We start from the raw sequence: 25,637 nt of genomic DNA, 5'->3' as shown, positions 1-25,637 counted from the left end.
AAAAATGGAGGCGAGCCATGACGCAAGTTATCAGCGTAGTGCAGGAAAAGGGCGGCGCGGGAAAAACAACACTTCTGACGGCCATCGCAAGCCTGATGGTTCAGGATGGTGCAAGGATCGTCGTGATTGATACAGACCCTCAGCGGCACTTGGAATCATGGGCAAAAAAAGAACAGACCGATCTTGACTGGCTATACGAAGAGGATGACGAAAAGCTTCTTCCAACCGTCAAGGCATTGAAGAAGGCTGATCCGCCGTATGACGCAATTTTTGTAGATACGGCAGGCTTCAAGTCGGCGATGGCCATGCACGCCATCGCGGCGGCAAGCCTAATCCTGATACCATCAAAGGCCAACGAAGCCGACGCCAAGGGGGCCAAACGGACCTTCTCACATGTTCAAAGCGTTGCCGAGACAATGGAAAAAGAGATTCCGGCCCTGGTCGTGATGATGGACGTTGATACACAAACAAACATCACGCAGGCCATTGTCGATGCCCTCGATGCCCAGAATGTGCCTCGGCTCAACGCCATGTGCGCGCATCGAACAGGATTCAAGGAAATGACTTCCACTGGGCAGGCTCCACAAGGGTCGGCGCGGCGGTCAGCTCAGTCCGTGCTGGCAGATTTGCAGGGCAGGGGTCTCATCAGCTTCTACAGGAGCGGCTCATGGCCAAAGTCAGCATAAACCTCGATGATGATCTGGACGGCGACGGAAACGCCCAAAAGCTGAGAGCCATGGCGGCTCCCTTGCCGAGCGTAAGCAAGGCCAAGTCTTCCGCGCTAAAGGACGCGCCGCGTGTCCAATTCTCGTTCACCAATGTGCCCAAACCAATCAAGGAAGCGTTTGCATTGGAAGCACAGAAGCGCGGGTTGACCCAAAAAGAGCTTCTGTATGAGTGCCTTCGAGCAGGAGGGATCGACATTCCGAAGGCAGTCGATATTGATGGCAGGAGGAGATAACTGTTATCTGTTATCTAGTGCATTCTAGGCCTACTGCGCTCAAACCTGACCCATAGAGTTGGCGGCTGAACAGACCCCCAGTAGGCTGGGACGCGCGAAATAAGAGGTTTTCATAGTGAGAACAGGATGGGCATCGGCGGTTTTCGCCTTGGATACCCGATGACCAATGTCCGAATCACGGCTATCAACTAACCAAACCTGACACCAAACAGCCCGCCGGTCTCGATTTCATCTGTCAGCCGGGTTGGGTTTACGAAGGCCTGAACGTCAAAGTCCTTGCGGAAACCGTCTTCGGGCACTGCGTCGGAGTTCATCGTGACGATGTACTGAAAACCGACGTTGGCTGCATGGTCAGCACCGAGTTGCAGGGCCTTCGCGACCTGACGTTCATCGACGCCATCGAACAGATGGCTGTCGTGGATCAGAAAGCCGGGGCCGATGCCTCGCCGGGTCGCCAGCTCGGCCAGCATCAGATCGAAGCAGAAAATCTGCATGTTCGTGATGCCCTTGCTGCGCTGCGCGTCAATCTTCACCTCGAACGTCGGTCCGTTCGGTGTCTCGGCGATAGTCAGGTTTCCGGCCTGTTCATAGAGGGCCTGCGACAGTTCCTCGAAGATGACAATCGCCTCGTTCACAATGGCGCTGCGCTCATGCAAGTCGTTCTGTAGCGCCTGGCGGAGACGGGCACGCTCGATTTCAAGTTGGACCTTCGTGCTTTCGATCCGCTCGGCAATCTCAAGCTGTTGGCGAAGCCCTTCAACATTTGCCTCGGCCCGTCCAACCTCTTCCTGAAGCTTTGCGTAATGCTCTAGAGCGCCACCCGATTGCAGAATGCCCATGAGCTGCGCCCGCCGTCGATCAAGGTCGATACGTTCGGCAACTCGCGCGGAGATGCGCCCCTCGGCGGCTGCAATCTCTGCCGAAAGATGGGCCTGGCGGTTGCGAACGATAGCCTCGTGAAACTGCGAGACCTCTTCGAACCGTCGACCGACCGTGCCCGGCAGGACGACGCCGGCTTCGCTGTAGAGCTTTGCGATGTTGTCAGCGGCAGGTGGGCGCTCGTCCGCCAGCGAGGACGTAAGTTGCAGGACCAACTCGCGGTCAATTAGATTCTCATCGTTGACGGCGGAAATGGTCCGCGTGATCTCTGACGCTTCCTGCTCCATTGCTGCATATTCAGGGACCACGTTGAATGTGGCGAGCTGCTGCTGGAGTTGTCGCGCCTTGGTCTCGGCAATAGCTAGGCGAGTGCGGAAATCGGCGGCGTTACCATAGAATTTCCCCAGATTGCCCTGTTTCGCTGCTTTGCGAAGCTCGGCCATCGCTTTTTCCTGCGCACGGGTTTCCTGGAACTCTTGAGAAATGCCGGAATCGAGACCGAGAAGATAGGATACTGCAACCTGCTGATCCCAATTCTGCTGCTGACCCGACTGCTGGGTAGGCTGAACAAAACCCCCGCTGTTCTGGCGGCGCGCAAAATACGAGAAAAGGGACCGGAAGGTCGCTCCGAAGCGGCTTTGGGCATCGGGGTCTACGGGAAGGCCGAACATCAGCGCCCCTAGATCAGATTTCCAGTGGTCGTTCGACAGGAGGAGGTCGCCGGTCTTGGTTTCCAAGGTTGGTTCGATCGGCCAGTGAGACGTCTCGCCCTGTATTCGGATGCGAGATGGCTTCGCGCCAGATCGTGCTGCCGAAATCACATGCCCGCCCATGTCGATCTGCATCTCGAATGTGGATGCCACCAGCTCGTTCGTCCTGAAAATACTGTCCGGCTTGACGTTGCCGCCGAACAGAAAGTGGATCAGCTCTACGAAGCTGGTCTTCCCAGCTCCGTTGCGCGACTGGCGATCCGTTGCGTCAGCACTCTTCTCGGCAAGCAGGATGTTCAATCCAGGTGTAAACGTCAGCCCCTTGAAACCATCGATGTCGCTCGTAATCGTATGGATCATGGTGCCGTCTTCCGCAGCACGCCACTGTCAAAATCAATGGCCTTCACGATGAACAGAAGGTCGAGCGCCAGGATGAACCAATCGTATGTGATCGCGGATGGCTCCGACGTTTCGCCACGCCGTTTGCGAAGCTCGTCCCAGACACGGGAGACGGTCATCGGCTCGCGCAGACACCCTAGAACCTCGGCCCCAATTGTCAGAAGCGCGCGTTCCGGTCTTATGTGCTTGGTCGGCAGGATCATGTTCCCACATCGTCCTCGACGTGATCCTCGAATATATCGCACCGCTCGAAGAAGTAGGACATGACCGCGAGCACAGCTGCCTGATGCGGAGGCGTCCCGTCCATACCACCGGCGAAAATTTGCAGCTCGGAGAATATCTGGTCAGGCGACAGGTCTTCCGCCTTCAACGCCTGATACCGCTCGCGGAACCCTTGGGCAATCTCCTCGCCAAAGCTCGGATCGGGCCAGTCGTTGAAAAACTGCTCGACCAGCGGCTCACGACGGCGGCCCTGGCGCAGGAGCTCGGCGGCATCAGCCGTGAGGTCGTTCGCGTCCAGCTTCGACGCCGAAGGCGCAGACAGGGGCGGATTGTCGTCTGGGGATAGCTTCTGGATCAGGGATACGACTGGGCGCAGGGCCTCGTAGTCCAGTTGAGCCATCGTGCGCTGTGACGGCACCGACCCGAATAGGTCTTCGAGCTGCGGGACAGGAAGTGCCATGACGATTGCGAACAGCTCCGGATACCCGGTCTGGTCGAGGCTGACATCCGGATTCGCGGTGCCGAGGTCCACCAGCTTCTGTGTCGCATCGCCGGGCAGGCCACCATCCTCGTTGTGAACGAACGACCAGCGGTCCATTCGGTCGCCCCAATGAGCAACTGCGCCGTTGAAGTCCTCGTCCATCTTGGCGAGCATATTCGCCAGTTTCATGGCAGACGGGGCGTAGCACTGGAAAACGGTCTTGTCGCTGACGCGGTAGCCATCGCATTTCAGGTCGCCGCGATTTCCATAAGGCCGCACGGCTTGAAAATCACCGGGGTAGGCGTGCCCCATGATCCTTGAAAATAAGTCCTCGAACGCCTTCCCCTTTTGCTTGAGAAAAGCGTTCTCGAACTTCAGCCCGTAGAAGGCGCGCTGAAGGCTATCCATGCTCAACACGCCTCACGCCGAAGCTCCAAGCGCGCGTTGTATGGTGCTACGATTCACGCCAAGGATTTCGGCCATGCCGGTAACGGTCTCCCGTTTTGCCGAGATTGCCGCCTTGGCGTGTGCAATTTGCGCGGGCGTGAGGGCAGGGGGGCGGCCAAGCCGCTTTCCGCGCTTCTTAGCAGCCCGCAGGCCCGCTCTGGTCCGCTCCTGGATCAGGTCACGCTCGAATTCGGCAAGTGCGCCCATGATGTGGAACACCAAACGACCACCTGCGGTCGTCGTGTCGATCCCGTCTGTCAAGCTGCGAAATTCGATACCACGGTCCTCAAAAAACTTCAGAAGATGGATCAGGTCTGCAATGGATCGGCCTACACGGTCCAGCTTCCAGACCACCAGAAGGTCGCCGGAGCCTAGCAGATCCAGCGCCTCGGAAAATCCCGCGCGGGTCTCGGCTGCTTTCGCGCCGCTCTGCGCTTGGTCGGTAACGATCCGATCGCAGCCAGCCTCGGTAAGCGCCTCGATCTGTAGATCAAGGTTCTGTTCCTCTGTGGACACACGTGCGTAACCGATTTTCATGGATTCTTTTTGCACGAGGTTTTTGCGGCGGTCCAGAACCAATCGGATCAATGACTTGGCGTAAGATAAAAAACTGCCGCGAAAAGGGTCGTTTTCGCGGCAATGCGGTCCGCGTCGCCAACTGTAGAGCGGTCCAAATAGACGTCCATCATCATCCCACAAAAGCAGGACTCTCACGAAACGAAGGCAATCGGTAGAAGGGGATCGGGAAAGCGCTTACGATTGCTGCGCACCCGATATGCTGGTCGACGCACTTTTATTGAATTTCACCTTATCGTGCCCGGTAACCTGGATGTGTTACAGGCCCATGAGATTTGTGATCGGATTGAACTTGCGTTGAAACGCCAGATTGCAGGCAGCACCGTCCACATCCATATTGAACCGGAGCACAAGGTCAAACCCGATGATGCAATCGTCTTTTGAACGGTTGATCTCAGATTTTCACGAATGCTGCGGTAATATACATGAACGCCACGCCAGCCGTCAGGCCACTCAGCACAGACGGTCGCAGGAATGTCTCCAGACCCATCTTGTTGCTTCGCATCACGTAAGCACCAACCTGAACCACAACCTGCAGGATCGCTCCCGAGCCGATAGCCAGAGCAAACGCGCCCCATTGCGGCGAGAATGCAAGGCTACCGAGCCACATACCTATGACCGCCGGGCCACCGGCGAGCAGGGCCAGGCCCGCAAATGCCCAAAGTGGTGGGCGCTTCTTGAGGATGGGTGCTGCGATCCCGATGCCTTCAGTGACGTTGTGTAGCGTAAAGCCCAGCACCAGAAAGGTGCCCAGACCCGCTGATCCCGCTGCAAATGCCGCGCCGATTGCCAACCCTTCACCCAGATTGTGCAATCCGATGCCCAGGGCAATGAACGTTGACAGCGCCAGGCCCGTCGGGGGGCCGTCACGTTGCCCCACGGCCATGAGCAGCAAGAAAGTGGCCGCTGCAACTAGGATCACCATCACAGGGCCCTGAAATAGTGCCGCTGAACTTCCTGCGAGTTCCAAGGCTTCCTCAGCCGAGTCGACCAGGAGAAAGGACAGAAGGCCTATGGTCAGCGCCATCAGGAAATTCATGCCGCCCTGACCGACACCGCGCAATACCGGATAGAACATCAGACCAAAGACGATCGGAACGACACCTACGAATATCCCGATCAACGCCTGAAATCTTAGCTGGCCTGCCGTGACTTTCGGTGTCGGAACGGCAACCTCGATTTCATGGGTGAACGTCGCACCGGTTGTTGTGACGAGGGTCACGGCATGGGCTTCGCCGAGCACCCATGGATAGGGTACATCCAGCCACACCGTGGCACCGCGCGATATGTCTCCCAGCGGTGTTTGCGTAAACGACCAGTACGCGGCATCAACCTGTACCTGGGCGATGGTCATCGGGTCCGAGCCGCCCGCCCGCACTTGCATTCTTAGGCCCTGATCGTTCAGGATGGTACGCTCGAATGTCACGCCTTCGACGGGCGGGGCACCATTTCTGAAACTCTGGAAAGGGTCTGTAAAAACGATCCAGCCGATGGCAGCAATCAACAGTGCCAGTGGCATCAGCAGCCAGATGAGATTTTGCGGGCGCCGGGGGTCCGAGAGTGTTGGCTGGTCCTCCATGTTCACGCCTCCACAACGGCGAAATTCGCCATCCAGCCCAGTTCTGTAAACTCGGCCTGGTGTGCATGAAACATGTAGAGCCCCGGTTCATGGTCGGCGAAGCTGAATTCGAGAATGCCGCGCTCTGCCTGACATTGCGTGATGATGTCGACGGTGCGCAGGGTCGGTGTCAATGTCGTGCCTTGATTGTAATAGTCGAAGAAGTTGCCATGGAGGTGGAACGAGTTGATCGGATCGAACTCGACGGTATTGATCAGGTAGATGCGCACGGGCCGGTTCTTTTCGATCCTGATCGGGGTCTTCATATAGGCGAAGGCGACTGTGTTGGCAGCGTAGAACTCATTCTCCTCGTCGAAGTTTGTATCGAAGGCGTTCATCACCATGACCAGTTCCTGCCACTGCGCGTTCTCGGTGGTTCCCATCAGGCGCGAGCGGGCGACGTCTGTCTGATCAGGGTGCCTTTCCGGGTCAGGGTCGACGACGAAAGCGCCATACATGCCCTTGGCCATGTGACGTTTCAGGGGCAGTGCATGACAGTGATACAGGTGGCAGCCAAACGGTTTGGCGTCGAACTCGTAGGTAAATTCCTCGCCCGGGCCAATCATGCCCGGTGTTCCGTTCACACCATCCATACGCGCGGAATGAATGCCATGAAAATGCATTGAATGCGGGTGCGATCCGAAATTCCGGAACACAATGCGGATACGGTCACCCTCCTTTGCACGGAGTGCGGGGCCGGGGACACGGCCATTGAACGTCCAGGCAGGGAAAAAAACGCCTGGGGCAATTTCGATCTCCTTGTCTTCCGCATCCACTTGGAAGGTTCTGAGCGTACGCCCGTCGGGTAGGATTTCGGTGGTACCGACATCCCAATCCGTCAGCATTGCTACCGGGTCAAATCCGTTGGCCTGGCTGTCCACTTCGCCGACGGTCATCATATTTCCGTGTGTTGTCATGGTTTGCGCGGATGCTGATGGTCCAGTAGCCTCCTGCGCCACGCTTGGATGAGCCTCCTGTGCTCTCGCTCTGTTTCCAACAGCAACGGAACTCCCTGCAGCCGCAAGACCCGCCAAGAGAACGCCGCGGCGACTTACAGTCTCGTCCCGAGAATCTGAGGATTCCATGTTTCCCTCCAGGGATTGCGGCCGAATATCTTGTTGTTGACGGATCGCAGTGGTTGCCTGGCAGTCAGAATTGTTGCGAATCATTTGCATTATGCATTAACTTAAACGCAACTGAGAATTAGTTGCAACTGGGAATCCTTCCCTGAGGAGAGAGAGTATGACGTCGGACGTGCGACAGGATCAGGATCCAGCAGGATCACGTGCTTGCGACATCATTGCCAGCAACGGGTTGCGCATCACCAATCAGAGGGTGGCTTTATTGAAGGTATTGCTTGAATCCGAGGATCACCCAGATGCCGTTGAACTATACCGCCGCTTAAGGGCATCGGATGCGTCGATATCCCTAGCCACAGTTTACCGAAATCTCGCATCTCTGGAAAAGGTCGGCGTAGCTGAGCGGCACTATTTTGAGGGACATGGTGCCAGATATGAAAGCACAATATCAGAGCACCATGACCACATCGTTGATTTGGAATCTGACGAAGTGATTGAATTCCAATCGGAAGAAATTGAAAAGTTACAACAAGAAGTTGCAAGAAAGCTTGGCTACGAGGTCGTTCACCATCGACTTGAACTCTATTGTCAAAAGCTGTGAGCGAGCACCGTTGCGGGCGCTGGAGGACAGGAGGCCTTTTAGCACTAGAGGCACCGCCGACCGGAGCCCGGTGACCCGCCACAGGTGGGGCCGGAGCCAAGTCAAAAGTCGAACGTCATTGGATCGAGAGATCGAACCGGGTTGCGAAGGGTCAGTTCCGACTGTTGCAGTCATTCGATCAGATCATCACAGAAACTGCTTGAACCTCTAGCAACTGAAGCTCCTATTTTTAGCTCAACGCTTATTCGTAGAGGTTTTCCATGTCCCACGACGGTCCAGACACGCATCCACACGGTCATCAGGATGATCGCAAAGACACAAAGGCTTGCTGCGGCCAGACGGCCGAAGGCCCCGCGCAGATGGCAGCACCACCGCCATCTGCCGGACGCAGTTTTCGCGTCAACGGGCTGGATTGTGCGGAAGAGGTCGCGATTCTGAACAAAGTCGTCGGACCGGAAGTCGGCGGCAGCGAGCATCTGGCCTTCGATGTGTTGAATGGTAGGATGACCATCCTCGAAAGCGCCAAACCGCTCAGCGACGACAAGATCATCAAGATCGTCGGGTCGACTGGGATGAGCGCGAAAATGTGGGATGCTGAAAGCGCCGAGGCAGACCAGGCGGCCCATTTCGCACGTCAGCGCCTGTTCACCGGGCTTAGCGGCGGCTTCTGGGCAGCGGGGTTCCTCTACCACATCGTCGAGACGGGGGCGGGCGGCGCGCTACGGCTCTTCTCGGGCCATGGCGAGACGTCGATGCCTCTGATCGAAATGGGTCTGTTCATGCTGGCGGTGGTGTTCGGAGCATGGCTGGTCGCCCCCAAGGCATGGTCCGCCGCGCGCCGACTTTCGCCTGACATGAATCTTCTGATGATCGTCGCAGTGGCCGGGGCGATCGGGCTGGGCGAGTTTTTCGAGGCGGCAACGGTCGCATTCTTCTTTGCTCTGTCCCTCGCTCTCGAATCCTGGAGCGTGGGGCGTGCGCGCAACGCGGTCTCGGCCCTGTTGGACCTAGCACCACCCACGGCGCGCGTCATTCGTGACGACGGATCGGAGACCGATGTTCCTGCGGCTCAGGTTGCGATCGGTGACCGCTTCGTGGTGCGCGGCGGAGACCGTATCCCGCTCGACGGAGAGGTGACCGAGGGTCGCGGCGATGTTGATCAGGCTCCGATTACCGGGGAAAGTGCTCTTGTGGCAAAGGAAACTGGCGATGAAGTGTATGCCGGAACGATCAACGGCGACGGCACACTGACGGTCAGGGCCACCAAGGCCGCAGGCGATACCGTGCTCTCGAAAATCATCCGTATGGTAGGCGACGCTCATTCGCGCCGCGCCGAGGTTGAACAGTGGGTCACAAAGTTCGCCCGCATCTACACGCCTATTGTCATGGTGCTGGCGGTTCTAATCGCCGTCGTTCCACCGCTGCTGTTCGCGGGGGCATGGAATTATTGGTTCTACAATGCACTGGTTCTCTTGGTAATCGCTTGCCCCTGTGCGCTCGTGATTTCTACGCCGGTCTCCATCGTCGCTTCGCTCGCGGCCTCGGCACGCAATGGCGTGCTGATCAAGGGCGGTGCCTATGTGGAGGCGCCGTCACGCCTGACAGCTCTGGCAATGGACAAGACCGGGACGATCACCATGGGAGAACCGGAGGTCGCGGGTCTGCATCCCTTGGGCGGCACGGCCGAGCGCGACCTTCTGAGCGCCGCTGTCGCGCTGGAAGCCCGCTCTTCGCATCCTCTCGCGCGGGCCATCCTGGCGCGCGGCGAACGCGATGGGCTGAAGCAGTCGGCGGCTACCGACACCCAAACGGTGCCGGGCCGCGGTGTCGAGGGAACCTGGGAGGGTCAGCCCGTCTGGCTCGGTTCGGATCGATTTGCGACCGAGAAGGGGCTTGGCGAAGCGATCCCCCGCGACCTGCTGGAACGGATCGAAGGGGCTGGCAGCACACTCGTGGCCGTAGGCTCCGGAAGCCGCCTGCTGGGCCTGATCGAACTGCGCGACCGTATCCGCCCGGATGCGAAGGGGGTCGTGGCGCGTCTGCATGCCCAAGGCGTGCAAAAGATCATCATGCTGACCGGCGACAATGAACGCACGGCGCGCGCCGTGGCGGCGGAAGTCGGCATCGATGAGGTTCGCGCAGAACTGCTGCCAGAAGACAAGGTGGCGGCAATCGAAGAACTGGTTGCCAGTTACGATGTCGTGGCAATGATCGGAGATGGTGTGAATGACGCACCTGCCATGGCGCGGGCGCATTTCGCCATCGCCATGGGTGCGGTCGGATCGGATGCCGCCATTGAGACCGCCGATATCGCCCTGATGACGGACGACATCGCCAAGGTGCCATGGCTGATAGGCCATTCCCGCCGCACCATGAACGTCATCCATCAGAACATCGCTATTGCGCTTGCGACGAAGGCGCTGTTCGTCGGGCTGACAGCGTTCGGCATGGCAACAATGTGGGGTGCCATCGCTGCGGATGTCGGCGTTTCGCTGCTGGTTGTCGCCAACGCGCTCAGGCTGCTCCGGGCCAAGAAGGACCGGCCAGACGGGTCCGGGGGAGAGAAAGTGGGAGAGAAGATGGCGCAGGGAGCCCTGGCGCACGGCCATTGATTGATCAAGCATACCGATACCGATATGAGTGGACAGGTAAAAAGATCGAGCGGACGACATGATGAAAACGACACGACGAACGGCACTCTTGGGTGGACTGACACTCGGCCTTGCGGGATGCGCCAGCAAGTTCCGGACCTACGACGGGCCCGCAGTCACCCGGTTGCAGATGTTCAAAAGTGACCGGAACCTGTTCCTGTTCAACAATACCTCGGTCCTGAAAGCCTACCGGATCGATCTGGGTTTTGCGGCGGTGGGGCCCAAGCAATTCGAGGGTGATGGAAAAACGCCCGAGGGAACCTATACAGTCGACCGCCGCAATCCCGACAGTCTGTTCCATCTCTCCATCGGCATCTCCTATCCGAACGAGGCCGATATCGCCTATGCCGCTGCACAGGGACGTGAGCCGGGCGGCGACATTTTCATCCATGGCGGGCCACGACCCGGTATCGACGCGATCAAACCAGACTGGACGGCGGGTTGCATCGCGGTGTCGGACCGCGAGATTGAGGATATCTACGCGATGGTGCGGGACGGGACGCCAATCGACATATTCGCATAGCATCGTACCGGCCTTGGCTGGCGGTTCATAGAACCCGTGCGAGAAAGAAAGAGGATCTTGGAGTTTTCTAGAACTCGACGGCTCTGAGTACCTCTAGACAAGATTTTACTTTTCAATTACTTAGCTGCTCATAATAGCGTGCCGGGTGAAACATCTCCATCACATCCCCAGCAAATCCAAAAGCTAATCCAATATACAGGAATGACAAATGAACCGTCCCTATCTGCTTTTTATCCTAGCATCCACGGCATTGGTTTCATGTACCGCTGTTGGCCCTGACTATACGCCACCTAAGACACCATTAGAAACGTCGTTCATTGGCGGTGGCGGGGCTCTCGAAGAGGTCGCGCGCGATGAATGGTGGAAACGGCTAAATGACCGGCAAATGAACCGGCTAGTAGACCGCGGCCTTACACAAAACATCGATATTGCAACGGCTTTACAACGTATCAAAGCCGCAAATACAGACCTGAGGCAGACAGGTACCGCTGGCCAATTCTCAGGTGGACTGGATGCACAGGCGCAAAGAAACAATGGTAACCCAATATCAGGTGATCCCTCTGAAAGTGCGACGTTCGGGGCGAATTACATCCTCGATATTTTTGGTGGTGTTCGCCGTGACGCGCAGCGCGCGGCAGCGGGTGTAGAAGCAGCCAAGTTTGATGCTGGCACTGTCCGGCTTGCTCTGGTTTCCGGTGTTGTTTCCAACTATATTGACGCGCGGTATTTTCAGGAGGCATTGGCTTTAACACGACAGAATATCGCGAGCCTCCGCCGGACCCAGTCCTTGATCAGAGCTCAAATTGAGCAAGGCGCATTGTCAGAATTAGATCTTGCCCGATCAGCAGGTCAGCTGGACACAGCAATTGCCGACCTCCCTCCGCTTGAAGCCGCATTCGAAGCCCGGGTTTTTGCAATCGCGACATTGTTGGCCGAACCAGCTCAGCCGCTGCTTAAACAGATGATTGCAGGCGCACCACAACCTTATCCTCGCAGCAAGGGGTCAACAGGCGTCCCTGCTAATCTGCTCCGCAATCGTCCAGATGTATTGGCCGCTGAACGCCGTCTAGCTGCCGCAGTTGCCGGAGTAGGTGTCGCAGAAGCAAAGTTGTACCCATCGGTCACTTTATCTGGCTCGGTGACAGCGGCAAACCCGTCAGAATGGTCCTTTGGTCCAGCACTTTCATTGCCCATCCTCAACCAAGGTCCGCTACGCGCTAGGCGAGATGCGGCTATTATTTCAGCCACGACCGCCGAACTGGAATGGCGTGCACAGGTGTTGGCCGCGGTGGAAGATGTGCAAAAAACTCAAAGTGAATTTACACGAAAACAAAGAGAGGTGGCCGCATTGCGCGCTGCTCAACGATCAAGGGATCGTACTCTTCAGTTGAGCCGCAAAGTTTTTGAACTGGGAGAACTGAACTTACCAGACCTGTTGGACGCCGAACGATTTGCAAACGCAGCACGCATATCCCTCGCAGCAGCAGTAAGAGATTTGGCCCAATCGTGGTCAGCACTTATGGTGGCGACTGGTCGTGGATGGGGCGACGTAAGCTAAAATTGGCGTTCTCTACCTTGATGCAGCAGATCAAGGCGCGCTCATCGCGGCACGTGCAGATTGAGTTTCCCGAATTGCGCAAACGATACTGGGGAACGCTATTTTGGGCACGTGGATTCTTTTCGACCACGTCAGGGAATGTCACCGACGATGTCATCCTCCAGTATCTGGAATTATATTCCAAACGCGAAACTATCTGGGCCCATCGGAAGGTTTCTTCGTAGAACCACGCTAAGGAAGAACGAAATATGAACACGGTTTACTGCGTGGCGTTTCGGATGGCCTTGTAAGCTGTTGATCTGCCTATGCCGAGATGTTTTGCGGCTTTGGATACGGATTTTCCAGCGCCGACGAGGTCTTGAAGGGCTGAGATTGTTGATTTCCACGCAGAAGTGACCCGGGGGGGGTGCGGACAAAAACTTGGACTGTTTTTAAGGCATAAGGCCGAGGCTTTTACGGTACTCGATTGGGCTTCTGCCACCAAGGGACATCTTGATGCGTGTTTCGTTATACCAACGGATGTAGGCGTCAACCTCGTCAATAAACTGGGCCACGGTGAAGGCCCGCCAATCGCGAGGATAGAAAAACTCAGTCTTCAGGCGTCCGAAGAAGCCTTCACATGCGGCATTGTCCTGCGAACTCGCCTTTCGTGACATCGAACGAACGAGCTTTGCTGCATCGATACGTTCCAGCCAGCCAGGCCAGCGATAGTGGCCTCCGCGATCGCTGTGGACTATAGGCCGCACTTCGCTGTCAGCGATGGTCTCTACCGCTGCATCAAGCATTGTGTTTACGAGATCGGCATCCGGTCTGGTCCCTATGGTCCAACTTAAGATGAGGCCGTCGAAGCAATCGATGATTGGGGAAAGATAGACTTTTCCCGCTCGGATGTGGAACTCGGTGATATCGGTCAGCCACTTCTCGTTTGGCGCTGCCGCCTGGAATTTTCGGTTGATGATATTCTCCGGCGCAGGGCTAATCTCACCCAGATATGAGCTGTAACGTCGGCGCTTCGGCTTTGGGACGATCAAAGCTTCCTGTTTCATCAGGCGCCGCACCACTTTTTCGGAGATCGAGATGGAGTCCCGCGTCATATATGCTTTGAGGCGACGGTAGCCGTAGCAGCGATGGTTGCTTTCGAAAGCCTCCTTCATGGCCTGTCGAATGGGAAGATACTTATCTCCCTGTTTCATGCGAGCGCGGTGGTAAAAGTACGAGCTGCGCGCGAGACCCAGCCGAGCCAACAGCGCTGGTGTCTTATACCGTTTTTTTAGGGCGACGATCAGCATGGTTTTTTCCCGATTGCTCAGGCTCTGCAGATCGCCGCCAAGTTCCTTTTTTATCATTTCACTCGCAGACTTGAGCAGATCATGCTCAATCTGGAGCTCGCGAATGTCACGCTGCAGCGCTTCACGCTGACGCTCCAACTCTTCAAGCTCTGGGGGAAGGGCACTCTTCTTGCGTTTCATCATGGCAGGAGCCTCCGGGCCAAGGATCTGTGTTTTCCAAGCATAGAGCGTCGGCCGACTAACTCCGAACTTTTCGGCCAGGGCCTGGGCACTTTCTTGACGGCTATATAGCCCGACCACAGCAGCCTGCTTCACGGCGTCAGAGTGGTTGCCCGGGCCATATGCCGCGTTGGAGGCCGGCTTCATGTCAGGAAAGGCCTCGCGTACCCAAGCCGTCATTGTGGCTCGGCCTGGATAGCCTAAAGCACTCAGCGTCCATGAGATGCAGCGGCCATGGGTTGCATAATGTTTTAACGCCACCTGCTTTTGCGCCAATGAGAATTTAGGCGGGCGCGGCGCCGATCGTATCGGCAAGTCCTGCAGACGTTGGTATTCTCTATGCCACCCTTTCAGGGCGTTCTTCGTTGGATACCCCAACTCACGGATGGTGGCCTGCACGCGCTTGCCGAGCTTGATATAAAGCTTAACCGCGCGCAGTCGTTCTTCGTAGCTGTACATGGACTATCTCCAGGATAGTCCAACTTTTCGTCCGCACCCCCCCCGGGTCACTTCTGCGTGGAAATCAACATTTCTGGCCGGACAAATCCTGGTCGGCGGTCGAGACCCTTGCGTATCCGAGGATGTCGCCAGTGCGTGGCATGGTGTCTCCAAAACGGCCGTTTTATGGCCTGATTTGACGTGACCATTCTGGTCCTAGATTAGCGCGCCAAATATGTCTTTTTATCAGTCTCTATAATATTCGGCGTCTTCAAACCTCTGTGGTTGCCGCCCGTGATGCAAGAAGTTTTTTTCCTTTGAACAAGTGATCGAGTGCGGTCTTCTGTCAGGCCTTGATGTGCGGCGCTTTCAGGAGCCGCGGGCCGGTATGGTGATCTGCGGATCAGGTCCAAATCTTACAAACGAGCTTTGTTGGCTCGAAGTCCGTAGCTGGTTTTCCCGATCCAGATCTGTTCGATCATTTCGCCCATTCGGGTCGTCGCCTTCTCACACTCCCTTCACCGGGTCAGGTCGCTGCGGCACATGTTGATCGTGCTGCCACGGCCGGCACCGGATCCCTATAGTCCTCATTCTTCGTCAGCATGGCCCAGATCCCGCGCGCCATCTTGTTGGCCAGCGCGATTGCCACCAGCATGCGTGGCTTCCTGTCCAACATCCGCGCCAGCCAGGATCCCTCGGCGATCGTCTTGCGTCCCATCCAGTTCAGTCGCGACATCGCCCCGATGATCAGCAGCCGACGGATATCGGTTTGACCGGCTTTGGAGACGCGCCCTAATCGCTCCTTGCCGCCGGAGGAATGCTGCCGGGGGACAAGTCCAAGCCAGGCGGCGAAGTCTCGCCCCCGTTTGAAGCTTTGCATCGCGGGCGCGAATGCCTCTACCGCCAGTGCGGTCAGCGGACCGACCCCCGGCATCGTTTGTAACCGCCGGGCAGTGTCAGCCGTCGTAGCCATTTCTTTTGCTGTCTTAGTTTTGGCGTCGATCCGGATCGTTTGCTCTGAGATCTGTTTGACAAGATCCCCGCATTCATCGCGAACCAACGCGGGTAGATCGCAGTTCGGGTCCTCCAGAATTACATCGAACCGTTTGATATTTCCGATTCCCTTTGGGACGGCGTGGCCAAACTCATAGAGTACCGCACGCAGAGCATTCACCAACTCGGTGCGCTGGTGAACCAAACGCTCCCGGGCCCGAAACAGTACTGCTCTTGCCTGCTGCTCTTGCGACTTCGGCTCGACAAAGCGCATCTCGGGGCGCTGCGCGGCAATCACAATCGCCTCGGCGTCGGCGGCGTCATTCTTCTGACGTTTCACAAAAGGTAGCACGTATTGCGGTGCGATCAGCTTCACGTCATGGCCAAGCCTAACCATCTCACGCGTCCAGTAGTGAGCGCTGCCGCAGGCCTCCATCACCACCACCGAAGGCGGCTGGTCTGCCATAAACTTTCGAAACTGCGATCGCGTCAGTTTCTTGCGGTATTTCAGCTGGCCCGTCATTGACGCACCGTGGAGTTGAAACACGGACTTTGCCAAATCCACCCCAATCATTGTATCGTTCATATCGCCGTCCTCTCCGTTTCGTGGCTCTTTCAGGACCACATCCTGGCACATTGCGATGCCGTCTGGGGAGGGCGGCAACCACCCCATCTTGCAACAACGTTTTGAGGACATCTTATGGGCCGCAGACTTCTTTCCTCCCGGGCGCAGGCAGAATTCTTCGGGGTGCCGACGGATTCTGAATCTTTGATCCGCCACTATCTGCTGAGCGGAGATGACATTGATCTGATCCGTACCCGCCGCCGCGCCGAAAACCACCTTGGCCTTGCGGTACATATTTCTTTGCTGCGCTACCCTGGCTTGGGGTGGAGTGAAGACACCATGCCGCCAGCCGAACTGATTGCTTGGCTTGCAGAGCAACTTCAGATTGGTGCGTGTGCTCTCGACACCTATGCCGTCAGGCGAAATACGCGTCATGAACACCATGCCCTCGCAATGCGCCATTTGGGGTTGTCTTCTTTCGGGCCTCAGCATGTGCAGCAGGCGGAGGAGATTGCCACGAAGGCGGCCTTTGCGACGGATCATGGCGTCAAGATTGTTGCGATGCTGATTGCGGAGTTGCGCAAGCACCACCTGATGTTACCGAGCGTGGACACGCTTGAGCGCCTTGCCTTGAAAGGACGGGCCCGCGCCCGGCGGGAGGCTGCTGCGGCACTGTTTGATGCTCTCTCACTGGAGCAGCGCGGCAAGTTGCAGGCGCTTTTGGTGAACGACCCGTCCGTTGGGCAAACCCGACTCACGTGGTTACGTGGCTATCCACATTCCGCCAGCCCGGCCAGTATGACTGCGCTTCTGGACCGCTTGAAATATCTGCGATCATTGGACTTGCCGCCAGACCTTGGGCACGGCCTGCACCCGGACCGGCTGCTCAAGTTCGCGCGCGAGGGAGCTGTGGCACCCGTGAGCTTGCTGAACGATTTTGGCGAGCGGCGGCGGATAGCAACGCTCGCGGCGCAGGTGTCGGATTTATCCATCACGGTCACCGACGCGACCATCGCCATGTTCGAACGGCTGACAGGCCAGCTCTTCTCCAGATCCCGCAACCGTCAGGAGGAGGTTTGGCGTATGGGCAAAGCGCGTGTTGGCAAGCTGATGCAGCTATTCGGCGAGTCTATCGATGCCATGGCCCGCGCACAAGAATTGGGGCAGGATCCCTTTGCTGCCCTCGATGCAGCGATCGGGTGGAACACCCTCTTGGGCCGACGCGACGAAATCGCTGGCTTCGGAGAGCTGGCGACCAGTGATCCGCTGTCTCTGGCGGCCGAACGCTACGCGTATATGCGCAAGTTCGCCCCTGCCTTTCTTGATGCCTTCCAGTTCAATGCCACCGATGCGGGCGACGACCTCCAGGCCGCGGTCGCCTTGCTGCGTGACCAGAACCGCACCGGCAAACGCAAACTGCCCGATGATCCGCCCATGCCGTTCGCGGCCAAGCATTGGCCGTCGCTGATCTTGCAGGACGGTCAGCCAAAGCGGCGCATGTACGAACTGCCGTTGTGTCCACCTTGCGAGATCGTCTGCGAGCCGGGGATGTTTGGGTCGACGGCAGTCGCGAGTATCGGCGGTTCGACAGCTACCTGATGCCCCGGAACACTGCGGAAATCGTCATGCGGGATGCGGGCTTCGAGACAGATCCGGAATCATGGCTGGCGGATCGGCGGGCCACGCTGGCAAAACGCCTTGATGAAGTGGACCGCGCCTTGAAGCGCGATGCTCTCACCGGCGTCCGGATCGAGCGCGGGCGCCTGAAAATCACGCCCCATGACGCGGTGACACCACCTGCTGCGGTGCGTCTGGAACGGGCCATTGACGCCGTGATGCCACGTATCCGCATCACGGAATTGCTTTGGGAGGTGAATGCGCAGACGGGGTTCCTCGACGCCTTCACTGATCTGCGTTCTGGCAAGCATCACGATGCGCCCGCCGCTGTGTTGGCCACGATCTTGGCTGGGGCGAGCAATCTCGGGCTAGAGCGGATGGCCTATGCCTCATCGCGCGTCAGCCATGCGCAGTTGACCTGGGCGCAGACATGGTAGATTGTGCAACCGGTGGTCTGGAAATTCTCTGACACCATGATCACGCATCCTGGCATTCCCACTTTATGTAGGCCTTGGTGTCGGCGGCCCATTTGTCGTCGATCTCCACCAGCACGGCACTGACCAGGCGCTCGAGGGCGGCCTCGTTGGGAAATACCCGGACCTTAACGGTGCGACGTTTCAACTCTTGCTGCACGCTGCGCTCCATCGGGTTGGAGGTGCGCATGCGGCGACGATGGTGTTTTGGCAAGGTGAAGAAGGTGAGGCCCTCAGGGACATTGTCCTCCAGCCAAGCAGCAAGTTTCGGCGCTGTATCGCGATACTCGGTGACCAATTCGGCCAAGCTGGTTTCGGCCTTGGCGAGGGAGGCCGCGTTCCAGATCTCGCGGAGTTCGGCACCGATGCGCTTGCGAACCGCAAGGTTCGGCGCGTGATGGATGGCGTTTTGGGCGAGGTGAAATTGGCAGCGCTGCCATGTGGGGGTCGAGTGGGGCTGAGTGCAGAAAACCCCTTTAAGGTTTCTGTTGGGTTGTTTGCGCGTTGAGACTGACGCTCACGGTTCGTTCGCTCCGAGATACCGATAGATTGTCGCTTTTGAGAGGCTGTAGTGTGCCATCAGATCTTTGATCAGCATTCCAGCGGTACGCTTTTTGCGTAGCTCAACGATCTGATCTTCTGAAAGCGCGGGTCGTTTGCCGAACTGTACGCCGCGATCTTTGGCCTTCTTGATCCCATCCATCTGTCGCTCGGCGCGGATTTCGGTTTCGAACTGGCCAATGGCTCCGAGCATGTTGAACAGCAGCCGCCCGGTTGCGTCGGACGTGTCGATATTCTGATCGAGCACGACCAGATCGACACCTTTCTGTTTCAGTGTTTCAGCGATCTGGCAAAGGTGCAGTGTGGATCGCGCCAATCGGTCGATACGTGTGACAATCAGCTGGTCACCGTCGCGGACGTAATTCAGGCATTCTTTCAGCTGAGGGCGGGCGTCCGTCGTACCACTGCGCTTCTCTTCGAAAAGCTTGTCGCAGCCATCCAGCTTTTCGCGCTGCACGTCCAGAGATTGTCCGACTGAGCTGACGCGGGCGTATCCGACTTTGGCCATAGTGTCTCGAATAAATTCAGAGGTCTTGCGACTGTCATATTGAGACATTGAAAAAGACATGGCAAGCGAATGGTCTCAATTTCTACAGTTTTGAAGACCCTCTCCGTATAGAAAGACGACCCTCATGGCACACCGAGCGGTTCTGACCGCGCGACAGCGCGCGGCCCTTTTCCACCTTCCAACGGATGAGGCGTTGATCCTTCGGCATTACGCCCTGTCCGATGAAGACATCGATTTTATCCGCACCCGCCGCCGCCCTGAGAACCTGATCGGATTTGCGCTGCAGCTTTGTGCCCTTCGATATCCGGGACGGCTGCTGAGGCCCGGAGAGATCATCCCCAAAGAAATGTCTGACTTCATCGCCGCCCAGCTCGGCGTCAAACCCGATGACCTTCTACATTATGCCGAGCGAGAGAACACACGGCACGAGCACCTGGAAGTACTGCGCAAGATTTATAGGTACGAGATGTTCAAGGGCAAGCGGGTCAAACAGATGCGTGCGTGGCTTGATCAGAATGCCGAAGGTGCGCAATCGAGCGAAGGTCTGGTGAGGGCCTTTGTGCAAGAATGTCGTGGGCGGCATATCATCCTGCCGGGAACGACTGTCATGGAACGGATGTGCGCCGACGCGCTTGTTGCTGCCGAACGCCGGATCGAAACTCGGATAACGGCGCGCCTTGACCGCGCGATGCGCGCTCGTCTCGATGGCTTATTGAATGAGGAAGAGGAGGGCCAAACCACCACGTTCGTGTGGTTGCGCCAGTTTGAGCCAGGCAAGAACTCCGCAGATATCAACCGCCTGCTTGATCGGCTGGAGTTTCTGAAGGCGATTGCCTTGGCACCAGAAATTATGGACGACATCCCAGCACATCGGGTCACGCGGCTGCGCCGTCAGGGAGAACGCTACTTTGCGAAAGGACTACGTGACATCACCAGTGACCGCCGCCTTGCCATCCTGGCCGTCTGCGTCGTGGAATGGAGCGCTGCCATCGCAGATACCGTTGTGGAAACACATGACAGGATTGTAGGCAGCGTCTGGCGGGATGCGAAACGGATCTGCGACGCGCGGGTCACGGAAGCTCAGGCGGACGTCGCAAAGACCCTGGCTGGATTTGAGACCCTGGGATCAAACCTATTGATGGCCAAAGGCGACGATGCCGCCCTCGCCAATGCCGTCGATAGTTCTTGCGGCTGGAGCGGCCTTGAAAGTCTGGTCGCGCAAGCAACACAGCTTCAGGCAACGGTGAAAGCAGATACTCTGGCCCATGTGTCCAAGGGCTTCCACCGGTTCAAACGCTATGCTCGGCGCATGTTGAATGCTCTGGATATGACATGCGCCAGTGTGGCCCAGCCATTGATCACGGCAGCGCAGATTATCCGTGACAAACAGGATATCCCGGCCACATCGCTGACCTTTTTACAACCACGTTCGAAATGGCGACCGCAATTCGGCCTAGCTGGCCCGAAGCTGCATATTTGGGCTTCTTCTGGAACAGTACATGAACGTTATGTGTCTGAATTCTGTAGATACATCACGACGTTTTCGGCCGGCATTTTGAACCCGCGCCCATCGGAGACCCGCTCAGTGCTAATCGGATACTTTGGTCTATTGGGATTGATTGCCACAATCCGGTAGAGATCTCCGCGTGACTTGAAGGTCCGGCCATAGTCAGATGGCTCAAGGCCAAAATGTGGGGCAAGAACTTCAAAGAGCGCTTTGTCTGGCGAATAGATCGCGCCGTCCTCCATTGGAATGCCGACGCGGAAACTAATGTCGAAGCCATGACGCAGATCGATGTCGCTCAGCTCGCCACCTTCAACCGTCAACCCGTGCGTCTCCGCCACCTTGAGGCACGCTTGCGTCATGTCCCGGCGCAGCTTCTCGCAGAGTGGGGGAGTAAGGTTGCGCGGCGGCGGTACCTTTGTGTTTGTTTGGGCTGGCAGCTTGGCGGTTGGCGACCGCTGCTTTGTCTTGTTCTTTTTCACATCAACGCCTTTGCTTTATAAACCGTGCCCCGCGATATTCCCATGTCGCGTGCAATTTCCGTAGGCGACATGCCCTCTGTCAGCTTCGCCCGAATGGTGGCCATATCGATTTTCGGGAGGCGGCCGCGATACACGCCACGTTGCTTGGCAGCGAGAATGCCCTCGGCCTGCCGCTCACGCCGCAGGTTTGTCTCGAACTCGGCAAAAACACCGAGCATGTCAAAGAAGGCCTTTCCCGTGGCGTTTGATGTGTCCACCGGCTGCTCTGTTGCGGCCAGATGCGCGCCTTTGGATTTCAGGTGGGTGACGATGGTCTGCAAGTCACTGAGGCTGCGGGCCAGCCGATCAATGCGAGTGACCACAAGCGTTTCACCTGAGTGGATGAAATCGAGGATCGTTTTGAGCTCGGGACGCCCTTCAAGGCTGGCACCACTCTTTTGCTCGGTGCGGACCATGCCACACCCGGCTGCTTTCAAGGCAGCAATCTGCGCATCGAGGTTCTGATCGGTGGTCGAGGTGCGCGCATAGCCGATTTTGGCCTGATATGTGTTCATTTTGAGTGTGCCTCTGACAATATCTGTTCATTATCTCGAAACAGACCCAAAGTGAACATGTATTCTGGCGGTTTTTGTGTTCATGCGCGGTGTCGCCATGGGTATACCCATTATGACGCCTCTAGCCCTCCATAACCCAACGTGATGTCCGCCGTGTCTTTTGTCTCTGCAGTTTCGCGAACTGCTCACTGACAGCATCGGCGTGGATTTCATCATGAGCCCAGTCAACGTATCCTGCTTTCTTCGCCCAGTCATGTTCCGGGTGGTTTGTATTCTTCTGCGCCTCCTTGAAGACTTCGTACATGGGCGGGCCTCCAATGTCCTCGGGCGGGGTTGCCCATTGGCCGCCGACAAAACGCGGCAATGGCTCATTTGGCACAACCGTGCGTGTTGAGACGAGCTCAATGCGATGCGCCCAATCATCGCCAAAGTCATAGGTGTAGATCACCGGTGGCACCTTGGCGTTCAGGAAAAAGTCCAGCTTTTTCGTAGTGACCTCCATCACGGGTGGCCCGAACATCGGCTCGATCCAGAAGGCCTCGCTTTTCATCTGATATTTCCGGTCACCAATCTCGAAGTCCCACAGGTGCATGTCGTACCATAGGAAAGCCGCCTGAATGGCATCGTGCAGGTGTGGCAGGGTCTTGTCCGAGCGGATCTCGATTTCCCGCCACGGGGCGGGGTCGACATATTCAAGAGTAATTCTCAGCCGTAGGACCTGGGGTTCTTTTTTTACCATAAGTGCCTCTATGCGGCCATTTGTTCAAAATCGATCCGCTTATCCAGATTGACCTCAAAGCGGCCATAAGGATTGATGTGTAGATAGATGAGCGGGGACAGGCCACGATAGTCCTCAGGGGACAAGCGCGCGACCACATCGGGATTGCGCAAGACGGATTGCACCATCCGCGTGTTCACGTAGACCAGCGACGACTGCAGCAGATGCAGAGCATGCGCGGCGGTTTCCTGATCTCGCACACGGTTAGTTGCGATCTCACCGCCCTTACCAAAAAATACGAAACTGTTGGCGCTATTCCAGTTCTCCACGACATTCAGCCCTTCGTGGATTTCCCGGCGAAATTCTTCCAGAACGCAAATAACGACATAGGAAGATCGTCTTGATGGCGCGGCCAAGCTCCGCCAGTGCCTTGTAGGTGGGGTGCATCACATCGGAACGAGCAAACCGGCGAAGGATGACTTCGGGATCAGCTGTTCCGTGCTGCATGGCCGCGGCGTATTTGACCATTTCGTCATATTGGCGTTCGATCTCCCCCCAATCGATCACGCCAGATAGAATTGGCAACAGATTGGGCAGTTGCCCTCGCATACCCGTACTCGGAAGAGCTAGTTTTTGCCGCGCGATAGCTTTCAGACGTGGCGCAAGTTCAAAACCCAGAAGATGGCAAAAAGCAAAGCCGACGGCGCTTTGTCCGTGACTATCGACATACTGTCTTTGAATTTCCATGTCTGTACAGTGCCGCAAGACGCCCTCAATCATGGCAGCCACTTCGGAAGACGAACATCGTTTCAGCTGTGAATAGACGCAGGTCGCCTGCCGCTCGACATGCCAGTAGATCATGACGCCACGCCCACCATAGCGTGCGTGCCATTCGGTCATCAGATTGCGATCCCAAGCTCCGAATTTTGTGGAATCTCCGGCACATGTTGTGCCCGGCGTACCCCAGATCTCCGGGTTGCGAATTGCCAGTGTCGCACTGGCAACCTGCGCACATGCCGCCTTGAGGGACGCAGGATCAATATACCGCCGCCGAATATGCAAGAGCTCGTCATAGCTGACATCAGGCGAACCAGCAGCCACGCGTTTCAAGCCCGCGTTGGTTCCCAAACCGTAAAGGCAGAGCAGCAAGCGTTGATCTCGCACGGCAGCTGGCAAAGCCTCCCGGCTGGCCGAAGTCTGAAAGCTGTTCAGAAACCCGGTGTCGAGGGCAGTTTCCTTAAGAACATCCAAAAGCCCGGTCATCGGCCACGCCCGGGCAACCTCGGCTTTCAGAGCCGCCAGACCAGTCGGCTCCGGAGCTGGCGTCAGCGGCGTTACGGAAATCCGGTTCTCTCCACCCCACCTCAAGCGCACCTTGTCATTGTCCGGCAAAGTCGCATTCAAAAGGTGAAGTTCCTGTACCAAGTCAGCCTTCACGCCCGCGACAAAGCTCTGCGCGTCACGTGACAGCCCAAGATCGGCATAGTAAGCATCTCGGCGCTCGGCAAAGTCCCCCGGTAGATCATCATCCGGATTGCGGTACCGGTCCGCACCCTCAATCCAGATTTCCTTCGCGCGGACACGATCTCGCAGCTGTGTCAGTACGCAAAGTTCAAACGACACGACGTTGACCCGACCTTGCTCATCTATGACGGCTTGGCGCCATTTTCCCGGGATGATCCCAGACGGGATATCATCTTCCGTAACAACGCGGCGACCAGAAGCTGCATACCTGACGATCTGGTCCAAGGCGGTTAGTATCGGGTGCCACACCGAATTGTTCGACCGGAACTGCAGCGCCCTGAGTAACGGGGACAGCATACGGCGATAATGACTGGCGTAAGAGCCGCGCATGGTCTGCTGGATGCGCGCATCCAAGGTGCCCTTGGCGCGATGTTCGTCGATGACAGCCCGGAGTTTGGCCGCTCCTGCGATAGGAAAAATGACATCTTCAATACGACCATCCGGATGATCCAATGCGGCCATGGCGATCTCGACAAGCAAACGTTCCTTGCCGTTAACCGCGCCGATATCGGCCGCGATGCGCTGAATGACCTTGCGACGCGACCGCGTTGCCAAGCGATGCACTACCTCCAGAAGCAGGTCGATAAGGCCATCAATCAGCTGAGATCGGCGATGCATCAGGTAGACTGCTAGAAGTCCGAGGCGTTTCTTGGGCGCATGACGACGCATTTCAGAGGCGGTTTCACCTTCTACCTGACGCGCGAGGCGCAACATCCAACCGCGTTCGACATCACCAAGAATATCCATCGGAAGCCCAAGCTCCTCGACAAAAGACGCCTTTCGTGCGGCCAGCAACACGCTGTCGAGGGTTGCCGCTCCGACATCATCCTTCAGCCGCTGAAAGCCCGTATCCTCTAACGGTTCCGCGAGTGCTCGCTCTAATTGCTCCGTCGTCTCGATCGACAGCAGGGATACCACCAACGTCAAGAAATTCTCGCGAAAATCCCGGCGGGCAGCGCGGGCAAGGCGCTCCATGATCTTATCTGAAGAAACAAACACGCCCATTTTCCGCGCCTGGCCGAAACCACGTTCGATCCAGTCCGCTAAGTTCAGGTCTCGGCCACCAAGCTGTTCAATCATCCATGCCTGGATTTTGGCACGGTCACGATCAGAAGCCCGGCAAAACCCAAGAAAATCGAGAATACCCGCACGTTGTCGTCGCGCGGTATCACTGGAAAATGAGTAGGAACAATCCTCTGTCGCCCCAATCTGATCCGCAACGTACGCGATTACATCAGGGTCAAGATCACTGCGGTCGGCAGGAAACCGTGCATGTTGGCGAAAGAATAAAAGTTGACATGCAATCGCGACCCGCGACTTCGCCCCAAACCGGTTAAGAAATTCAAAATCTGAATATGAAAGCCCCCACACCGAGGCAAATGCTTGCTCTGTCATGACCCCTCCAGACGCAAACATCATCCAACATCAGGTCTGGCCGTCAATCAGCCTTTTGTTCTCAACATGTTCTCCCAAAAGCCCAAATATGC

The 25,637-nt window shown here is 57.0% G+C and carries 20 protein-coding genes and 4 pseudogenes; 11 read left to right on the top strand and 13 right to left on the bottom strand.

Features of this window, described 5'->3' with window-relative positions:
- Positions 1 to 17 precede the first annotated feature (17 nt).
- Both GLP52_RS18775 and GLP52_RS18770 read left to right on the top strand, forming a co-directional pair.
- On the top strand, positions 18 to 686 hold the full coding sequence (locus tag GLP52_RS18775; RefSeq protein ID WP_237273970.1) for a ParA family protein: 669 nt from the start codon (positions 18 to 20) through the stop codon (positions 684 to 686).
- On the top strand, positions 668 to 961 hold the full coding sequence (locus tag GLP52_RS18770; protein ID WP_237273969.1) for a hypothetical protein: 294 nt from the start codon (positions 668 to 670) through the stop codon (positions 959 to 961). The genes GLP52_RS18775 and GLP52_RS18770 overlap by 19 nt, the downstream gene beginning before the upstream one ends.
- 188 nt (positions 962 to 1,149) lie before the next feature.
- On the opposite strand, the gene GLP52_RS18765 is transcribed toward GLP52_RS18770, so the two are convergent.
- Genes GLP52_RS18765 through GLP52_RS18750 form a run of 4 tightly spaced genes read right to left on the bottom strand, consistent with a single transcriptional unit; the run spans position 1,150 to position 4,636 of the window.
- On the bottom strand, positions 1,150 to 2,910 hold the full coding sequence (locus GLP52_RS18765; protein WP_237273968.1) for an ABC-three component system protein: 1,761 nt from the start codon (positions 2,908 to 2,910) through the stop codon (positions 1,150 to 1,152).
- A complete protein-coding gene (locus GLP52_RS18760; RefSeq protein ID WP_237273967.1) occupies positions 2,907 to 3,152 on the bottom strand; it encodes an ABC-three component system middle component 6 in 246 nt (81 codons plus the stop codon). The genes GLP52_RS18765 and GLP52_RS18760 overlap by 4 nt, the downstream gene beginning before the upstream one ends.
- Complete coding sequence (locus tag GLP52_RS18755; RefSeq protein WP_237273966.1) at positions 3,149 to 4,060, bottom strand: ABC-three component system protein; 912 nt, start codon at positions 4,058 to 4,060, stop codon at positions 3,149 to 3,151. The genes GLP52_RS18760 and GLP52_RS18755 overlap by 4 nt, the downstream gene beginning before the upstream one ends.
- 12 nt (positions 4,061 to 4,072) lie before the next feature.
- Positions 4,073 to 4,636 (bottom strand): recombinase family protein, encoded by a 564-nt coding sequence (locus GLP52_RS18750; RefSeq protein ID WP_237273965.1) that lies wholly within the window; start codon positions 4,634 to 4,636, stop codon positions 4,073 to 4,075.
- A gap of 222 nt (positions 4,637 to 4,858) precedes the next feature.
- On the opposite strand from GLP52_RS18750, the gene GLP52_RS18745 reads away from it, so the two are divergent.
- Positions 4,859 to 5,059, top strand: coding sequence for a cation transporter dimerization domain-containing protein (locus tag GLP52_RS18745; protein ID WP_237273964.1), 201 nt, complete (start codon positions 4,859 to 4,861; stop codon positions 5,057 to 5,059).
- Positions 5,060 to 5,069: 10 nt separating this feature from the next.
- On the opposite strand, the gene GLP52_RS18740 is transcribed toward GLP52_RS18745, so the two are convergent.
- Positions 5,070 to 6,254 carry a ZIP family metal transporter gene (locus tag GLP52_RS18740; RefSeq protein WP_237273963.1) on the bottom strand — a complete coding sequence of 395 codons (1,185 nt, stop codon included), beginning with the start codon at positions 6,252 to 6,254 and terminating at the stop codon, positions 5,070 to 5,072.
- 2 nt (positions 6,255 to 6,256) lie between these two features.
- On the bottom strand, positions 6,257 to 7,192 hold the full coding sequence (locus tag GLP52_RS18735) for a multicopper oxidase domain-containing protein (RefSeq protein ID WP_237273962.1): 936 nt from the start codon (positions 7,190 to 7,192) through the stop codon (positions 6,257 to 6,259).
- A 343-nt stretch (positions 7,193 to 7,535) separates the two neighbouring features.
- On the opposite strand from GLP52_RS18735, the gene GLP52_RS18730 reads away from it, so the two are divergent.
- The 5 genes and pseudogenes from GLP52_RS18730 to GLP52_RS18710 form a co-directional block, all read left to right on the top strand.
- Positions 7,536 to 7,973: a Fur family transcriptional regulator gene (locus GLP52_RS18730; RefSeq protein ID WP_237273961.1), complete on the top strand. Its 438-nt coding sequence runs from the start codon at positions 7,536 to 7,538 to the stop codon at positions 7,971 to 7,973.
- Positions 7,974 to 8,233: 260 nt separating this feature from the next.
- Positions 8,234 to 10,585, top strand: coding sequence for a heavy metal translocating P-type ATPase (locus GLP52_RS18725; RefSeq protein ID WP_237273960.1), 2,352 nt, complete (start codon positions 8,234 to 8,236; stop codon positions 10,583 to 10,585).
- A gap of 61 nt (positions 10,586 to 10,646) precedes the next feature.
- Complete coding sequence (locus GLP52_RS18720) at positions 10,647 to 11,147, top strand: L,D-transpeptidase family protein (RefSeq protein WP_237273995.1); 501 nt, start codon at positions 10,647 to 10,649, stop codon at positions 11,145 to 11,147.
- Between the two features lie 208 nt (positions 11,148 to 11,355).
- The gene (locus GLP52_RS18715) at positions 11,356 to 12,705 is read left to right on the top strand and encodes an efflux transporter outer membrane subunit (RefSeq protein WP_237273959.1); all 1,350 of its coding nucleotides are present in this window, start codon (positions 11,356 to 11,358) and stop codon (positions 12,703 to 12,705) included.
- 11 nt (positions 12,706 to 12,716) lie between these two features.
- Positions 12,717 to 12,929: pseudogene (locus GLP52_RS18710) on the top strand (transposase); the annotation flags it as partial.
- 207 nt (positions 12,930 to 13,136) lie between these two features.
- Here the strand turns inward: GLP52_RS18710 and GLP52_RS18705 are convergent.
- Positions 13,137 to 14,672: an IS3 family transposase gene (locus GLP52_RS18705; protein WP_237273958.1), complete on the bottom strand. Its 1,536-nt coding sequence runs from the start codon at positions 14,670 to 14,672 to the stop codon at positions 13,137 to 13,139.
- Positions 14,673 to 15,177: 505 nt separating this feature from the next.
- The gene (locus GLP52_RS18700; protein ID WP_237273957.1) at positions 15,178 to 16,230 is read right to left on the bottom strand and encodes an IS110 family transposase; all 1,053 of its coding nucleotides are present in this window, start codon (positions 16,228 to 16,230) and stop codon (positions 15,178 to 15,180) included.
- A gap of 114 nt (positions 16,231 to 16,344) precedes the next feature.
- Here GLP52_RS18700 and GLP52_RS18695 point away from each other — a divergent pair.
- Positions 16,345 to 18,260, top strand: a pseudogene (locus GLP52_RS18695) (Tn3 family transposase); the annotation flags it as partial.
- Positions 18,261 to 18,303: 43 nt separating this feature from the next.
- Here the strand turns inward: GLP52_RS18695 and GLP52_RS18685 are convergent.
- Positions 18,304 to 18,735, bottom strand: a pseudogene (locus GLP52_RS18685) (transposase); the annotation flags it as partial.
- A gap of 81 nt (positions 18,736 to 18,816) precedes the next feature.
- Positions 18,817 to 19,428: a recombinase family protein gene (locus tag GLP52_RS18680; RefSeq protein WP_237273954.1), complete on the bottom strand. Its 612-nt coding sequence runs from the start codon at positions 19,426 to 19,428 to the stop codon at positions 18,817 to 18,819.
- A gap of 64 nt (positions 19,429 to 19,492) precedes the next feature.
- Between GLP52_RS18680 and GLP52_RS18675 the strand changes: the two genes are divergently transcribed.
- Positions 19,493 to 21,004 carry a DUF4158 domain-containing protein gene (locus GLP52_RS18675; RefSeq protein ID WP_237273953.1) on the top strand — a complete coding sequence of 504 codons (1,512 nt, stop codon included), beginning with the start codon at positions 19,493 to 19,495 and terminating at the stop codon, positions 21,002 to 21,004.
- A 53-nt stretch (positions 21,005 to 21,057) separates the two neighbouring features.
- Entirely contained in the window at positions 21,058 to 21,375 is a 318-nt protein-coding gene (locus GLP52_RS18670; protein ID WP_237273952.1) for a hypothetical protein, read from the top strand.
- Here the strand turns inward: GLP52_RS18670 and GLP52_RS18665 are convergent.
- The 3 genes and pseudogenes from GLP52_RS18665 to GLP52_RS18655 form a co-directional block, all read right to left on the bottom strand.
- On the bottom strand, positions 21,351 to 21,908 hold the full coding sequence (locus GLP52_RS18665; protein ID WP_237273910.1) for a recombinase family protein: 558 nt from the start codon (positions 21,906 to 21,908) through the stop codon (positions 21,351 to 21,353). The two genes, GLP52_RS18670 and GLP52_RS18665, sit on opposite strands and share 25 nt — an antisense overlap.
- Before the next feature lie 121 nt (positions 21,909 to 22,029).
- Positions 22,030 to 22,647 carry a plasmid pRiA4b ORF-3 family protein gene (locus GLP52_RS18660; protein ID WP_237273951.1) on the bottom strand — a complete coding sequence of 206 codons (618 nt, stop codon included), beginning with the start codon at positions 22,645 to 22,647 and terminating at the stop codon, positions 22,030 to 22,032.
- An 8-nt stretch (positions 22,648 to 22,655) separates the two neighbouring features.
- A pseudogene (locus GLP52_RS18655) lies at positions 22,656 to 25,545 on the bottom strand (Tn3 family transposase).
- Between the last annotated feature and the right edge of the window lie 92 nt (positions 25,546 to 25,637).

The sequence above is a fragment of the Sulfitobacter sp. M22 genome (genome assembly GCF_021736025.1).
GTDB classification, from domain to species: Bacteria; Pseudomonadota; Alphaproteobacteria; order Rhodobacterales; family Rhodobacteraceae; genus Sulfitobacter; species Sulfitobacter litoralis.
This window is presented reverse-complemented; position numbering and strand designations above follow the sequence as displayed.